The following is a 14,721-nucleotide window of genomic DNA, read 5'->3' on the forward strand; positions in this document are numbered from 1 at the left end:
CCTATCTGATCAGGATCGCTCTCAAATCATTGACGTTCGTTCCGGTCGGGCCAGGCACGAAGAGATCGCCGACGGCGTTGAATGCCGTCCAGGCATTGTTGCCGGCAAGCATTGCCTTGGCATCGACGCCCACGGCCCGCATCCGCGACACCGTCGAGCCGTCAGCAAAGGCGCCGGCATTGTCCTCCGAACCGTCGATGCCGTCGGTGTCGGCGGCCAGTGCATGGACGCCCTCAATACCGCTGATGCCGATGGCGAAGGCAAGCAGAAACTCGGTGTTACGACCGCCCTTGCCCTTCGCCCGCACGGTCACCGTCGTCTCGCCGCCTGACAGGATCAGCACGGGCTTCGTGAACGGCCGGTTGCGCGTGGCGACTTCACGGGCGATTGCCGCATGGACACCGCCGACCTCACGCGCCTCGCCCTCGATGCAATCGGAGAGGATGACCGCCTCGATGCCATGGCGCCTGGCTTCGGCTGCGGTCTCTTCCAGCGATACGCCGGCCGAGGCGATCAGATGCACCTTGTTGCGCGAAAAACGCGGATCGTCGGCGCGCGGCGCATCTGCGGCCGGCGAATTGATATGCGCCATGACAGAGGCCGGCAGGATCATGCCATAGGCGGCGATCGATGCCAGCGCCTCCTGGCGGTTGCCGGAATCGGGAACGGTCGGGCCGGAAGCGACAAGCGCCGGATTGTCGCCGGGAATGTCGGAGACGACCAGCGACACCACCTTTGCCGGATAGGCAGCTGCCGCCAGCCTGCCGCCCTTGATGGTGGAAACATGCTTGCGGACGGTGTTCATGGCGGCGATCGGCGCGCCGGAGGCGAGCAGCGCCTCGTTGACGGCGATCTCGTCGGCCAGCGTCAGACCTTCGGCAGGCGCCGGCAGCAGCGCCGAGCCGCCGCCTGAGATGAGCGCCACGACCAGATCGTCCGCGGTCAACCCCTGCACCTTTTCGAGCAGCCGGCGCGAGGCTTCGAGACCGGCGGAATCCGGCACCGGATGCGCCGCCTCGACGATCTCGATGCGCTGACAGGTCGCGCCATAACCGTAACGGGTGACGACCAGGCCTTCGATCGGACCGTCCCACACTTTTTCGAAAGCCGCCGCCATCTGCGCCGAGCCTTTTCCTGCACCAATGACGATGGTGCGCCCCTTCGGCCTTGCCGGCAGATGCTCGCTGATCGTCCTCAGGGGATCGGCGGCGGCAACGGCAGCATTGAAGATGGTGGCGAGGAAGGTCTTGGGATCGATCTCTGTCATTTTGCTTCCGGCGGCAGTGCCAGTTCGCGCCCGTCGACGCCGAGATGGCCGCAGAGCGCATCGACGACGACGCCGTGATCCTCACGCTCCGGCAGGCCCGAGACCGCGATCACACCGATCACCCCGGCACCTTTGACCGTTATGGGAAAGCCGCCGCCGGCCAGCACATAGTCTGATATTTCGAGCCCCTCGCCTGGCTTGAAGCTGCGGTCGGGACGCTGCTGCTCCAGCACCATGCGGTAAGTGCTTTTCAGGAACCGCTGCACCACATTGATCTTGCGCCGCGCCCAATCCGGATTGGAGGCGTTCGAGCCCGGCATTGCCGCGTAGAACAGCGGCCGATCGAAGGTCCTGATGTCGACGATGATCGGCAAGCCTTGGGCCAGTGCCCGGTCGCGGATCGCCGAGCCGATCTTGAAGGCGACAGCCTCGTCGAAGACCGTGAAGACAAGGGTAGTTTCCTGTTTCTGGATCAGAGCGATATCATCCGCAACGGCCATGTCGTTCCCCTATCAAACGTCGCGGCACGCTTTGACCGATGGCTGCCGCCGGGTCAAGCGGGACGTGTGGGATAGCTAAACCGCCATATCCGTCTTGACCGCCCGTCCGGCGACATAGACCTCGCGCACGGCGCGATCATCGCCCAGCGTCTGCAGCAGAAACAGCTCCTCCGCCAGCGTGTCCACCGTCTCCATCCGCAGCCGCATCGCCGGCGTAGCGCGCGCGTCGAGGACGACGATGTCGGCATCGCTGCCTTGGTCGAGCGTGCCGACTTTTTCCACGATCGACAGCGCCTCGGCATTGCCGCGGGTGAGCTGCCAGAACGACTGGAACGGATTGAGCTTCTCGCCGTTCAGCGCGATCACCTTGTATCCCTCGTCCATGGTGCGCAGCATCGAGTAATTGGTACCGCCGCCGACATCGGTGGCGGTTGCGATGCGGAGTGGTTTTTCGCGGCGGCGGTAACGCTGATAGTCGAACAGGCCCGATCCGAGGAACAGGTTCGAGGTCGGACAGAACACCGCGACCGAGCCCGTCTCCGATAGCGCGTCCGCCTCGCGTTCCGACAGATGGATGCAGTGGCCGAACAGGCTTTTGCGCCCGAGCAGCCCATGGTGCTCGTAGACAGCGGTATAGTCGCTGGCCTTTGGATAAAGTTGCAGCGTAAAGGCGATCTCGGCGTGGTTTTCCGACAGATGCGTCTGCATGTGCAAATCAGGATGTTCGCGGCACAGCGCGCCCGCCATCTCCAATTGCTCGGGTGAGGAGGTGATGGCGAAGCGCGGTGTGATGGCATAATGCTGGCGCCCCTTGCCGTGCCACTCTGCGATCAGCGCCTTGCTGTCGTCATAGGCCGATTGCGGCGTGTCGAGCACACCCTCCGGCGCGTTGCGATCCATCATCACCTTGCCGGCGATGTTGAGCATGTTGCGGTCATGGGACTCGGCGAAGAACGCCTCGGCAGATCCCTTGTGGACCGAGCAATAAGCGGCAACGGTCGTCGTGCCATGACGCAGCATCTCGTCGAGGAATAACCTGGCGATGCGGCGGCCATGCTGCGCGTTGTGGAATTTTGTTTCCACGGGGAAAGTGTAGGTGTTCAACCAGTCGAGTAGCTCGGCGCCGTAGGAAGCGATGACCTGCATCTGCGGAAAATGCGCATGCGCGTCGATGAAGCCAGGCAGCAGCAAATGCGGGCGGTGGTCGATCTTTTTTGCGCCTTCATCAGCCTTTTTCTCGACGTCGGCATAGGCGCCTGCGGCAACGATCCTGCCGTCGCGGAGCAACAGGCCGCCGTCCTCCTCGTAGCGCCAGGCGGAATGGTCGTCGACGGTCTCGGGCCAGCGCCGGAAGGACAGCGTGCGGCCGCGCAGGAGCGTGCTGGTCATGCCTATTTCCCTGCCTCCTCGAACCATGCCACCAGCAGCGCCCGTTCCTTGTCGGTGATATGGGTGACATTGCCCGGCGGCATCGCGTGGCTGCGGCCGGCCTGCAGGTAGATCTCGCGGGCCTGCGCGGCGATACCGGCGTCCGTGTCAAGCATCACACCTTTCGGCGCGTGATAGATACCCTCGTAGGACGGCTCTTGCGCGTGGCACATCGAGCAACGGCCAAGCACCGTGTCGCGCACTGCGGGAAAATGCGCCGAAGCGACATAAATCTGTGCCGCCGAGGACGCCTTGACGTCGCCGGTCAGCACTTTCGGCGCCGTCGACAACCAGATGATGACGACGAACAGGACGGCGGCCGCCAGCCAGGTCCAGCTCGGGTTGCCCTTGCGCGCGTGCCTGGTGTTGAAATAGTGCCGGATCAAAACGCCGATGATGAACATTAGCGAGGCGATCACCCAGTTGAACTGGGTAGCAAACGCCAGCGGATAGTGGTTCGACAGCATCAGGAACAGAACGGGCAGCGTCAGGTAATTGTTGTGCAGCGAGCGCTGCTTGGCGATCTTGCCGTATTTCGGATCTGGCTTCCTGCCGGCGATCAGGTCGGCGACGACGATCTTCTGGTTCGGGATGATGACCATGAAGACATTGGCCGACATGATCGTCGCGGTGATGGCGCCGAGATGTAGGAAAGCGGCGCGGCCGGTGAACAGATGGGTAAGACCCCAGGCGATGAACACCAACACGGCATAGAGCACAAGCATCAGGCCGGTATCGCTCCTGCCAAGCGGCGAACGGCATAAGAGATCATAAACGACCCAGCCGACGCCGATTGTCGCCAGTGACAGCAAGATGCCTGTAGGCGCCGACATGGCCAGCACGTTGGGATCGATCAGGAAGAGGTCCGCGCCGGCATAGTAAACGACGCACAGCATGGCAAAGCCCGACAGCCAGGTAGCGTAGGATTCCCATTTGAACCAGGTCAGGTGCTCAGGCATTTCCGCCGGCGCCACCAGATATTTCTGGATGTGGTAGAAGCCGCCACCATGCACCTGCCATTCCTCGCCGAAGGCGCCGGCGGGCATGCCCGGGCGCTGGCGCAAGCCGAGATCGAGCGCGACGAAATAGAAGGACGAACCGATCCAGGCTATGCTGGTGACGACATGCAGCCAGCGCACGGCGAAACTCAGCCAGTCCCAGAAAATCGCGAAATCCAACATTGAAAAGTCGTCCCTGCCGATCGGGCGACTTTACGGACTGCAGCGCAAACGGAAAGGGCTGAGCTGCACGATGACTTTCAAAAAAAAATGGAAAATACTACAGCGCAGCGCGTCGCTTGGACGCACAAAGGACGCTGTAGAACTTTTATCTGGTGAATGATCCTTACGAAAATCGATTCCGATTTTTCGTGGTCATGCACTAGGCTGATCACATGAGAGCCACGAATCCGCATGGCCTATCTCGACAACATCGCCGTCTTCGTTCGCGTCGTCGAGCTCGGCAATCTGTCGGCGGCGGGCCGCGACATGCGCATCTCGCCGGCGGTCGCTTCCAACCGCATCAAGGAGCTCGAGAAACATCTTGGTGTCAGGCTGTTCAATCGCACCACGCGGCAGCTGATGCCGACCGAGCACGGCACCGTGTTCTACTCCGGCGCCAAGCAGGTACTGGAGGCGATCACCGAGGCCGAAGCCGCTGTCACCGCATTGTCCGGCCAGCCGCGCGGCACCATCAAGGTGACAGCGCCGCTCGGACTTGGCCGGCGGCTGGTAGCGTCGGGAATCCCCGACTTCCACGACAAGTATCCTGACATCGAGGTGCGGCTGAGACTTTCCGACCACAATGTCGACATCATGAAGGAAGGCATCGACGTCGCGTTCAGACTGGGCATCATAGAGGATTCCAGCCTGAGAATGCGCGGTATCATGGAGTGCGAGCGGGTGCTGGTGGCAGCGCCGAAATATCTGGAAACGCGCGGCGAACCGACCGAGCCGCAGGAACTGATCGAAAAGAAGCACGACTGCCTGATGCTGCGCTATTCCGGCGCACGCGAATATGTCTGGACGCTGCAGATGGCCGACGGTCCGCGGAAATTCGAAGTGCACGGACCCTATGATACCGACGATGGCGACGTGCTGACCGGCTGGGCGCTGTCGGGCCGCGGCATCATCAACAAGCCGCGCTTCGAGGTCGAGCCGTTCATCCGCGACCGCCGGCTGAAGGTGATCCTGCCCGACACGCCACCGACGCCGGTCCAGTTCGCCGCCGTCTACCCGCACAAGAAGCTGCAGGACCCGAAGGTGCGGCTGCTGCTCGATTTTATGGCCGAGCGCTGCCAGCGGCTGATCAAGGATATTCTGGCCGGCAAATGAGCGTGGCCCGAATTCTGGCCGTCAGCCGGCGATTGCCTTGCCACGAGAGACGGGGTGCGGCGCGGCTCGTGCGCCAGCATGGGCGGCCAGCGCCGTCATGATCTCGGCCGCCGCCAAGGCTGCGATCACTTGCGGACGCTTGTCCTCGACCGCATCGCCGCCGATCGGCGAGACGAGGCGGGCAAATTCCGCCTCGCTACCGTCCGCCGACTTCAGGAACCAGTTCCTGAACGTCGCCTTCTTGGTCTTCGAGCCGATCATGCCGACATAGGCGGCATCGCGGCGTTTCAGCGCCTCGGCGACGATCAGGAAATCCAGCGCGTGGTCGTGGGTGAGGACGACAAAGGCAGCTCCGGCCGGGGCCTCGCGGACCATCGCCTCTGGCATCGGCGTCAGGCTTGTTTCGACAGCATCCGGCATGCCCTCCAGCGCCTCGGCCCGCGTCTCGACAATGACAACACGCACCGGCAGCAAGGCCACCGCCGAGGCCAGCGCCCGCCCGACATGTCCGCCGCCGAAGATGTAGACATGCGGCAGCTGCGCTTCCTCGGCATCCGCCGCCGCGACCAGTTCCTGTGCCAGCGCTGCGTCGATCAGCCGGATCAGCACCTCGACCCTGCCGCCGCAGCACTGGCCGATCTCGGGCCCGAGCGGGATGTCGAGCGTGGCGCTGACATCCCTCCCCCTTGGGGTGAGGGTGGCGGCGAAGCCGTCGGGTGGGGTCGCCGCGGCCGTGCTCGACGCTCTGGCGGTGCCTTCTGAGACGACCCCCTCTGGCCGCTCCGCGGCCATCTCCCGCTCAAGGGGGGAGATAAGCAGCTGCCGGGCTTTGTCGATCGCCATATATTCGAGCTGGCCGCCGCCGATCGTGCCAAAAATCGCCGCGCCCGAGACGAGCATGAAGGCGCCCTTCTCGCGCGGCGTCGAGCCTTTGGTCTCGGCCACCTCGACCAGGGCAACCCGGCCGGCGCCGCCAAGAAATGCTTTCAGGCTTTGCACTTTCGAGGTCATGTTTTTGCTTTCCCTATCGGGAAACATAGGTTTTTTTGGCCCGGATTGCACGCCTTGTACGAACCCGGGACCGAGTTCAAGCACCGGTCCTGGCCTCCTCCTTCAGCCGTTCGATCGCCATCAGCACCCGCTCCGGCGTCGCCGGTGGGTCGAGGCGCGGGCAGATCCGGTGGTCGGCAACGCTTGCCACCGCATCCGACAGCGCATGCAGCACCGAGATGCCGAGCGGCAGCGGCGGCTCGCCGACCGCCTTGGAGCGGTGCACCGTCGGCTCGCTCGCTTCCGGCCAATCGGCCAGCGTCACGTTGAGGATCTTCGGTCGGTCCGAGGCGAGAGGAATCTTGTAGGTCGATGGCGCATGGGTTCGCAGCCGACCCTTTTCGTCCCACCAAAGCTCCTCCGTCGTCAGCCATCCCATACCCTGGATGAAGCCGCCTTCGACCTGGCCTAGGTCGATGGCGCGGTTCAGCGAGCGTCCGGTCTCGTGCAGGATGTCGGTGCGCTCGACGACATATTCGCCGGTCAGCGTGTCGATCGACACTTCCGAGCACGCGGCGCCATAGGCGAAATAGTAGAAGGGACGGCCCTCGCCCTTGTCGCGATCCCAATGGATTTTCGGCGTCTTGTAAAAGCCCGCCGCCGAAAGCTGGATGCGCGCCATATAAGCCTGCCTGACGAGATCGGCGAAGGCGATCTCCTGGTTGCCGATGCGCACCCGGTTGGGCAGGAACACCACCTGATCGCGCGGCACCTGGTATTTTTCGGCGGCGAAATTGGTCAACCGCTCCTTGATCTGGCGGGCCGCGTTCTGCGCCGCCATACCATTGAGGTCGGAACCGGACGATGCGGCGGTCGCCGAGGTGTTCGGGACCTTGCCGGTCGTCGTCGCGGTGATCTTTACCTGGTCGAGGTCGATCTGGAACTCTTCCGCCACCACCTGCGCAACCTTGACGTAGAGGCCCTGCCCCATTTCGGTGCCGCCATGGTTCAGATGCACCGAACCGTCGGTATAGACATGCACCAGCGCGCCGGCCTGGTTGTAGTGGGTGGCGGTGAACGAGATGCCGAACTTGACCGGCGTCAGCGCCAATCCACGCTTGATGAAGCGACTGTTGGCGTTGAAGGCTTCGATGGTGCGGCGGCGCCTCGCATAGTCGCAACTCGCCTCCAGCTCGGCGACGATGCGGTGGATGATGTTGTCTCCGACCGTCTGATGATAAGGCGTGACGTTGCGGTCGCTGGTGCCATAAAAGTTCTTCTTACGGATTTCGAGCGGATCCTTGCCGACGGCAAAGGCGACCTCCTCGATGACGCGCTCGGCCCCGACCATGCCTTGCGGCCCGCCGAAGCCGCGGAAGGCGGTGTTCGACACGGTGTTGGTGTAGAGCGGCGCCGATTGCGCATGGACCGCCGGCCAGAAATAGGTGTTGTCGCAGTGGAACAGCGCGCGATCGGTCACTGGGCCTGAGAGGTCCGCCGAGAAACCGCAGCGCGCGGCGAACATGAAATCGACGCCAAGAATATTGCCCTCGTCGTCAAAGCCGACCTCGTAATCGACCAGAAAGTCGTGGCGCTTGCCGGTGGCGATCATGTCGTCGTCACGGTCGGGCCGGATTTTAACGGCGAGATGGTGTTTTTTCGCAGCAATCGCCGCGAGCGCGGCAAACTGGTTGCCCTGCGTTTCCTTGCCGCCGAAAGCGCCGCCCATCCGGCGGATCTCGACCGTGACGGCATGGCTCGGCACGCCGAGCGCATGGCTGACCATGTGCTGGATTTCGCTCGGATGCTGGGTCGAGGCATAAATCGTGACGTCCTGATCCTCGCCGGGAATGGCCATGGCGATCTGGCCTTCGAGATAAAAATGGTCCTGGCCGCCGATGCGCATTTTTCCCTTCAACCGGCGCGGCGCCGCCTTGATCGCAGCCACTGCATCGCCGCGCCTCAGAATCAGCGGCGGCGTGACCAGCTTGTCCTTGCGGGGATCGAGCGCGCCGATATCGGTGACGAAAGGCAATTCCTTGTATTCGACCTTGGCCAGCCTTGTGGCGCGGCGGGCCTGCTCGCGGGTTTCGGCGATGACGCAGAAGATCGGCTGGCCGAAGAACTGCACCTTGCCGTCGGCCAGCACCGGTTCGTCGTGACGGCCGGTCGGCGAAATGTCGTTTTCGCCCGGCACGTCGCTCGCCGTCAGAACGTCGACCACGCCGGGTGCTGCGCGCACCGCCGACAGATCCATGCTGGTGATGGTGGCATGCGTGGCCGTCGAAAGCCCGAGGCAGCCATGCAGCGTGCCGGATGGCTCCGGCATGTCATCGATATAGACGGCGGTGCCGCGGACATGCTTGTGCGCGGAATCATGGCGCTGGTCGGTGGCAACGCCACCAGCGATTTTCTGTGCCCTGAGGTTGGGAGCGTGCGTGGTCATGGCGCGCCTCTCCTCCCTTCTCCCCGTTCACGGGGAGAAGGTGGCCCGAAGGGCCGGATGAGGGGCAGCGTTGACGTTGATGAGCTTGCGAACATCGATCGACGACGGGGCCGCCCCTCATCTGCCTGCCGGCATCGTCTTCCCGTGAACGGGGAGAAGGACGCTATTCGCGACCGTTCGGCTGTTTGTTCACTGGCGTTGGTATACATCACGCCGCCTCGTATCTTGAAACCTGGATCGGCGCCTTGGTGCCGCTGGTCTCGGCGAAGAAACGCAGCAGCAGGTTCTTCGCCGCCAGCGCCCGGTATTCGGCGCTCGCCCGCATATCGGTCAGCGGGGTAAAGTCTTTGGCGTACTCGGCCATGGCGGTCTCGACCGTCGCCTCTGTCCAGGGCTTGCCGAGCAGCGCCTTTTCCACGCCAAGAGCCCGCTGCGGCGTTGCCGCCATGCCGCCATATGCGATGCGCACCTCCACCACCGTGCCGTCCTTGGCCAGGGTCAGCAGGAATGCGCCAAGTGCTGCGGTGATGTCCTCGTCGCGACGCTTGGTGATCTTGTAGACGGCAAACTTCGTGCCTTTCGCGGGTACCGGGACATGCACGGCCTCGACGAATTCGCCCGGCTGCCGGTCCTGCTTGCCATAGGCGATGAAGAAGTCTTCGAGCGGGATCGTCCGCCGCTTGTTGCCGCGGCGCAGCGTCAGCCTCGCATCGAGTGCAATCAATGGCGGCGGCGTGTCGCCGATCGGCGAGCCGTTGGCGATGTTGCCGCCGATCGTGCCCATATTGCGCACCTGGTCGCCGCCGATGCGATCGAACAGCGGCCCGAGCGCCGGTATGCGCTTCGCCAGCGTCGAGAAAGCCTCGGTGTAGGTGACCCCTGCGCCGATCGAGATGACGCCCTTGTCTTCGGAAATCCCGCAGAGCCCGTCGAGATTGCCGATGAAAATCGCCGGCGCAATATCGCGCATGTGCTTCGTCACCCAAAGGCCGACATCGGTCGAACCGGCAACGATGGTGGCGCCCGGCTCCGCATCGAGCACGGCCGCGAGGTCGTCGGCATCGGCCGGCACGACCAGGCGCTGCTTGCCGGCGCCGATCTCGATGCGCGAACCGTCTTTAATAGCCGCAAGCCTGGCCGTGACGGCCTCGCGCTCCGTCGCCAGCGGGTCCTTTGCCGCCTTACCATAGCTGGAGATGGCACGCGCGGCGCGGACGATCGCCTCATAGCCGGTGCAGCGGCAGAGATTGCCCTGCAGCGCCTTTTCGATGGCTGCATCCGAAGGCTCAGGCGACCGCATCCACAGGGCATAAAGCGCCATGACGAAGCCCGGCGTGCAGAAGCCGCATTGCGAGCCATGGAAATCGACCATCGCCTGCTGCACCGGATGCAGTTTTTCGCCGTCGCCGCGCAAATGCTCGACAGTCACCACATGCGTGCCATCGAGCGAACCGAGAAAGCGGATGCAGGCATTGACGCTTTCATAGACCAGCCGGCCGCCTGACAGCCTTCCGACCAGCACGGTGCAGGCGCCACAATCGCCCTCGGCGCAGCCTTCCTTGGTGCCGCGCAGCGAGCGCTCGAGCCGCAGCCAGTCGAGCAAGGTCGCGTCGGGCGCAACCCTGGTCAACGCAACGTTCTCGCCATTGAGGATGAAGCGTATCTCGCTGCGTATGTTGAGCCCGGTCATGTGTCAGCTCCCGCGATAGGTCGAATAGCCGTAGGGCGATATGAGCAGCGGCACATGATAGTGCACCGGCTCTGCCATGCCGAAGCGGATCGGCACGCTGTCGAGGAAAGCCGGTTCCGGCAGCCTCAATCCCTGCCGGCGCAGATAGTCGCCGGCCGCGAAGACCAGTTCGTATTCGCCGGTGCGGAATTCCGCGTCGGCAAGCAGCGGCGCGTCACAGCGGCCGTCGGCATTGGTGACCGCCGTCTTCAGATGCGTCCGCATGTCGTCGTTGATACGGTAAAGCTCGATCGACAGACCTGCCGCAGGCCTGCCGGTCGCGGTGTCGAGGACATGGGTCGTCAGACGTCCGCCTTCGGCTTTCGACGTTTCCGCCACTGGCTGCTCCCATTTCCGGCAAAATCGAACATGCCCGGTACAATCGAACATATTTGACGAATTGTGCGCCAATTAAAGGCGATGCATAAGTCCCGGTCGAGTGAAGCGCTGCAAAAACACTTTCAAAATTTTCGGGGGAATGCGCAAGCGGCGCTTTCGACTATCCTGATACCATCATCCGGCAGGAGCGACGATGCGTTACGAACGAGACATGCGCGGCTACGGCGCCAATCCGCCGGATCCGAAATGGCCTGGCGGGGCGCATGTCGCGGTGCAGTTCGTCGTCAACTACGAGGAAGGCGGCGAGAACTGCGTCCTGCATGGCGACAAGGCTTCGGAAGCCTTCCTGTCCGAGATCGTCGGCGCTGCACCCTGGCTCGGGCAGCGCCACCGGAACATGGAATCGATCTACGAATATGGCGCGCGCGCCGGCTTCTGGCGATTGCTGCGCCTGTTCACCGAGGCTGAGGTGCCGGTCACCTGCTACGGCGTCGCCACAGCGCTGGCGCGCTCGCCCGACCAGGTCGCAGCGATGCAGGAGGCCGGCTGGGAAATCGCCTCGCACGGGCTGAAATGGATTGACTATCGCGACCATGCGCCGGAGGACGAGCGCCGCGACATGGAAGAGGCGATTCAGTTGCACTACGAGGTGACCGGGGCACGGCCGACCGGCTGGTGCACCGGCCGCACATCGATCAACAGCGTGCGGCTGGCGGCGGAAGAGGGCGGCTTCGACTATGTGTCGGACACTTATGACGACGAACTGCCCTACTGGTTCGAGCATGATGGGCCGGACGGGTCGACAAAGCCGCAGCTCATCATCCCCTATACGCTCGATGCCAACGATATGCGTTTCGCCACGCCGCAGGGCTTCAACTCGGGCGACCAGTTCTTCGCCTACCTCAGGGACGGATTCGACACGCTCTACGCCGAGGGCAAGGCGGGACGACCGCGCATGATGAATATCGGCCTGCACTGCCGCCTCGTCGGCCGGCCCGGCCGGGTCGCGGCGTTGAAGCGCTTTGTCGACTACGTCAAATCGCACGACAGGGTCTGGCTGGCGCGGCGCATCGACATTGCGAGGCACTGGCAAACAACCCACCAGTTCCGGCCGCCGGCGCTGCGCCCGTCGAAAATGGAATTCGAGGCCTTCGTTCAGGCTTTCGGCGGCGTATTCGAGCATTCGGCGTGGATCGCCGAGCGCGCCTACCAACTGGAACTCGGCCCGGCGCATGATAGTGCCGGCGGCCTGCACAATGCGCTGTGCCGAGTCTATCGCGGCGCCAGCGAGACCGAGCGGCTCTCCGTGCTCAATGCCCATCCCGACCTTGCCGGCAAACTGGCGCAGGCCAAGCGGCTGACGACGGAATCGGCCAGGGAACAGGCTTCCGCCGGGCTCGACGCGTTGACCGACAAAGAGCGCGAGCTGTTCTCAAAGCTCAATGCCGCCTACGTCACCCGTTTCGGCTTCCCGTTCATCATCGCGGTGAAAGGCAAGACCAGGCAGGAAATCCTGGCGGAGTTCGAGGCGCGCATCGGCAACAGCCGCGCCGCTGAGTTCGAAACCGCCTGCAAACAGGTCGAGCGCATCGCGCTGCTCCGCCTCAAGGACATGCTTCCGCGATAGGCTTGGCTTCCGCGACAGGCCTTGGCTCGGCAATACACTTTGGCGCAATACGCTTTGGCTCCGCAATAGGCTCTGAACCGATGGATGTGAAAATGGCCGACCGAACCTATTATGCCCCGCGTGGCGGCCACCCCGGCCAGAGCGAGCTGCTGACCGGCCGCGCCGTCTTCACCGAGGCCTACGCCGTCATTCCAAGGGGGGTGATGCAGGACATCGTCACCAGCGCCCTGCCGTTCTGGGACAAGACCCGCGTCTGGGTGCTGTCGCGCCCGCTGTCGGGTTTTGCCGAGACGTTTTCGCAATACATCGTCGAGGTCGCGCCCGGCGGCGGCAGCAACCGGCCGGAACCGGATGCCGGCGCCGAGGGCGCCCTGTTCGTCGTCGATGGCGAGCTGAGCGTTTTGCTGGCTGGCGAGAAGCATGTCCTGCAGCCGGGCGGCTTTGCTTTCCTGCCGCCGGCCAGCGGATGGAGCGTTCTCAACGAGAGCGGCGCTGCTGTCCGCTTCCACTGGATCCGCAAGACTTACGAGGCCGTCGAAGGCATTGATGTCCCGCAAGCCTTCTTTGCCAACGAACAGGACATTGCGCCGACGCCGATGCCCGGCACCGAGGGCCGTTGGGCGACGACGCGCTTCGTCGACCCTGAAGACATGCGCCACGACATGCATGTCACCATCGTCACGCTCGAACCGGGCGCGGTCATCCCCTTCGCCGAGACGCATGTCATGGAGCACGGCCTCTATGTGCTGGAGGGCAAGGCGGTCTACCGCCTCAACCAGGACTGGGTCGAGGTCGAGGCCGGCGACTATATGTGGCTGCGCGCCTTCTGCCCCCAGGCCTGCTATGCCGGCGGTCCCGGAAAATTCCGCTACCTGCTCTACAAGGATGTCAACCGGCACGCCAAGCTTGGTGGCGCCGGCGTTGCGAGGCGCGCGCCATGACCCGCATCGTGGCACGGCCGCTGACCCGCGAAAATTTTGCCGAGTTCGGCGACGTCATCGATATGGGCGGCGACAATCACTACCCGATCAATGGCGGCAAGGCCGAGCGCTATCACGACCTCGCCTCGGCGCAAGCGCTGGGACCGAATGCGCGTGTGCTGATCTCCATGGTACGCGGCACGCCTTACGATTTTCCGCTGAAGCTGACCATGGTCGAGCGTCATCCGTTCGGCAGCCAGGCTTTCATCCCGCTGTCGCCACGGCCATTCCTGGTCGTCGTCTGCCATGATGGCGACGACGGCCCGGGCGAGCCGCACGCCTTCCTCACCGCGCCCGGGCAGGGCGTCAACTATCCGCGCAATCGCTGGCACGGTGTGCTAACGCCGATCGGCGAGGCCCAGGATTTCCTCGTCGTCGACCGCGGTGGCGACGGCGCCAACCTCGAAGAGTGCCATTTCTCGCACGCTTACGAGATCTATCTCCCCGATGGGACCGCATGATGGCCGACGTCTCGCTGATCGACCGCCTGCTCGACGTCATTGAGCACGACATCGTGCCGAAGACGGCCGAAGGCGTCGCCCACGGCAACAAGCTGTTCGGCGCAGCGATCCTGCGGAAGGAAGACCGCTCGCTGGTGCTCGCCGAAACCAACAACGAGACGGAAAATCCACTCTGGCATGGTGAAGTGCACTGCCTGAAGCGGTTTTATGAAATGCCGAAGGCTGAGCGCGTCGACACCAAGGACGCGATTTTTCTCGCCACGCATGAACCCTGCTCGCTCTGCCTGTCGGCGATCACCTGGACCGGCTTCGACAATTTCTACTATTTGTTCAGCCACGAGGATTCGCGCGACAGCTTTGCCATCCCGCACGATCTGAAGATCCTGAAAGAGGTTTTCGCCCTCGACCCCGGCGGCTACAATGCCGAGAACGCCTACTGGAAGAGTTTTTCGATCCGCAGACTGGTATCGTCGCTGGCCGAGACCGAGCGCCTGCGACTGGAAACGCGGATCGGCGAGATCGCCGCACGCTATGACGAATTGTCCAGCGCCTATCAGTCGAGCAAGGACGAAAACGACATTCCGCTGAGCTGACGCGGATTGACCAGCCGATTTCGGTGGC

13 protein-coding genes are annotated in these 14,721 nt (G+C 63.5%); 5 read left to right on the top strand and 8 right to left on the bottom strand.

The features are described from left to right. Position 1: 1 nt before the first annotated feature. From JG739_RS01390 to JG739_RS01405, 4 genes are all read right to left on the bottom strand, one after another. Complete coding sequence (locus tag JG739_RS01390) at positions 2–1,267, bottom strand: glycerate kinase type-2 family protein (protein ID WP_202364912.1); 1,266 nt, start codon at positions 1,265–1,267, stop codon at positions 2–4. After that, positions 1,264–1,767 carry a heme-degrading domain-containing protein gene (locus JG739_RS01395; protein WP_202364913.1) on the bottom strand — a complete coding sequence of 168 codons (504 nt, stop codon included), beginning with the start codon at positions 1,765–1,767 and terminating at the stop codon, positions 1,264–1,266. The genes JG739_RS01390 and JG739_RS01395 overlap by 4 nt, the downstream gene beginning before the upstream one ends. Positions 1,768–1,842: 75 nt before the next feature. Further along, on the bottom strand, positions 1,843–3,156 hold the full coding sequence (gene guaD / locus JG739_RS01400; protein ID WP_202364914.1) for a guanine deaminase: 1,314 nt from the start codon (positions 3,154–3,156) through the stop codon (positions 1,843–1,845). A 2-nt stretch (positions 3,157–3,158) separates the two neighbouring features. Beyond that, positions 3,159–4,376 (bottom strand): urate hydroxylase PuuD, encoded by a 1,218-nt coding sequence (locus tag JG739_RS01405; protein WP_202364915.1) that lies wholly within the window; start codon positions 4,374–4,376, stop codon positions 3,159–3,161. A gap of 231 nt (positions 4,377–4,607) precedes the next feature. Here JG739_RS01405 and JG739_RS01410 point away from each other — a divergent pair, with 231 nt between their 5' ends. Further along, positions 4,608–5,528, top strand: a complete 921-nt coding sequence (locus JG739_RS01410) for a LysR family transcriptional regulator (RefSeq protein WP_202364916.1) — start codon at positions 4,608–4,610, stop codon at positions 5,526–5,528. A 21-nt stretch (positions 5,529–5,549) separates the two neighbouring features. Here JG739_RS01410 and xdhC read toward each other — a convergent pair whose 3' ends face one another. From xdhC to uraH, 4 genes are all read right to left on the bottom strand, one after another. Then, positions 5,550–6,539 (bottom strand): xanthine dehydrogenase accessory protein XdhC, encoded by a 990-nt coding sequence (gene xdhC / locus JG739_RS01415; RefSeq protein ID WP_202364917.1) that lies wholly within the window; start codon positions 6,537–6,539, stop codon positions 5,550–5,552. A 76-nt stretch (positions 6,540–6,615) separates the two neighbouring features. Next, the gene (gene xdhB / locus JG739_RS01420; protein WP_202364918.1) at positions 6,616–8,964 is read right to left on the bottom strand and encodes a xanthine dehydrogenase molybdopterin binding subunit; all 2,349 of its coding nucleotides are present in this window, start codon (positions 8,962–8,964) and stop codon (positions 6,616–6,618) included. 208 nt (positions 8,965–9,172) lie between these two features. Then, a complete protein-coding gene (xdhA, locus tag JG739_RS01425; RefSeq protein WP_202364919.1) occupies positions 9,173–10,654 on the bottom strand; it encodes a xanthine dehydrogenase small subunit in 1,482 nt (493 codons plus the stop codon). Between the two features lie 3 nt (positions 10,655–10,657). Continuing rightward, complete coding sequence (gene uraH, locus JG739_RS01430; RefSeq protein ID WP_095493926.1) at positions 10,658–11,032, bottom strand: hydroxyisourate hydrolase; 375 nt, start codon at positions 11,030–11,032, stop codon at positions 10,658–10,660. A 193-nt stretch (positions 11,033–11,225) separates the two neighbouring features. On the opposite strand from uraH, the gene puuE reads away from it, so the two are divergent. The 4 genes from puuE to JG739_RS01450 all read left to right on the top strand — a co-directional run bounded on the left by puuE (position 11,226) and on the right by JG739_RS01450 (position 14,693). Beyond that, positions 11,226–12,659, top strand: coding sequence for an allantoinase PuuE (gene puuE, locus JG739_RS01435; protein WP_202364920.1), 1,434 nt, complete (start codon positions 11,226–11,228; stop codon positions 12,657–12,659). A 92-nt stretch (positions 12,660–12,751) separates the two neighbouring features. Beyond that, positions 12,752–13,600 (top strand): bifunctional allantoicase/(S)-ureidoglycine aminohydrolase, encoded by an 849-nt coding sequence (locus tag JG739_RS01440; protein ID WP_446720527.1) that lies wholly within the window; start codon positions 12,752–12,754, stop codon positions 13,598–13,600. Beyond that, positions 13,597–14,100, top strand: a complete 504-nt coding sequence (locus JG739_RS01445) for an ureidoglycolate lyase (protein ID WP_202364922.1) — start codon at positions 13,597–13,599, stop codon at positions 14,098–14,100. The genes JG739_RS01440 and JG739_RS01445 overlap by 4 nt, the downstream gene beginning before the upstream one ends. Continuing rightward, complete coding sequence (locus tag JG739_RS01450; protein WP_202367296.1) at positions 14,100–14,693, top strand: nucleoside deaminase; 594 nt, start codon at positions 14,100–14,102, stop codon at positions 14,691–14,693. The genes JG739_RS01445 and JG739_RS01450 overlap by 1 nt, the downstream gene beginning before the upstream one ends. Positions 14,694–14,721 lie beyond the last annotated feature (28 nt).

The sequence above is a fragment of the Mesorhizobium sp. L-2-11 genome, from assembly GCF_016756595.1.
Classification (GTDB): domain Bacteria; phylum Pseudomonadota; class Alphaproteobacteria; order Rhizobiales; family Rhizobiaceae; genus Mesorhizobium.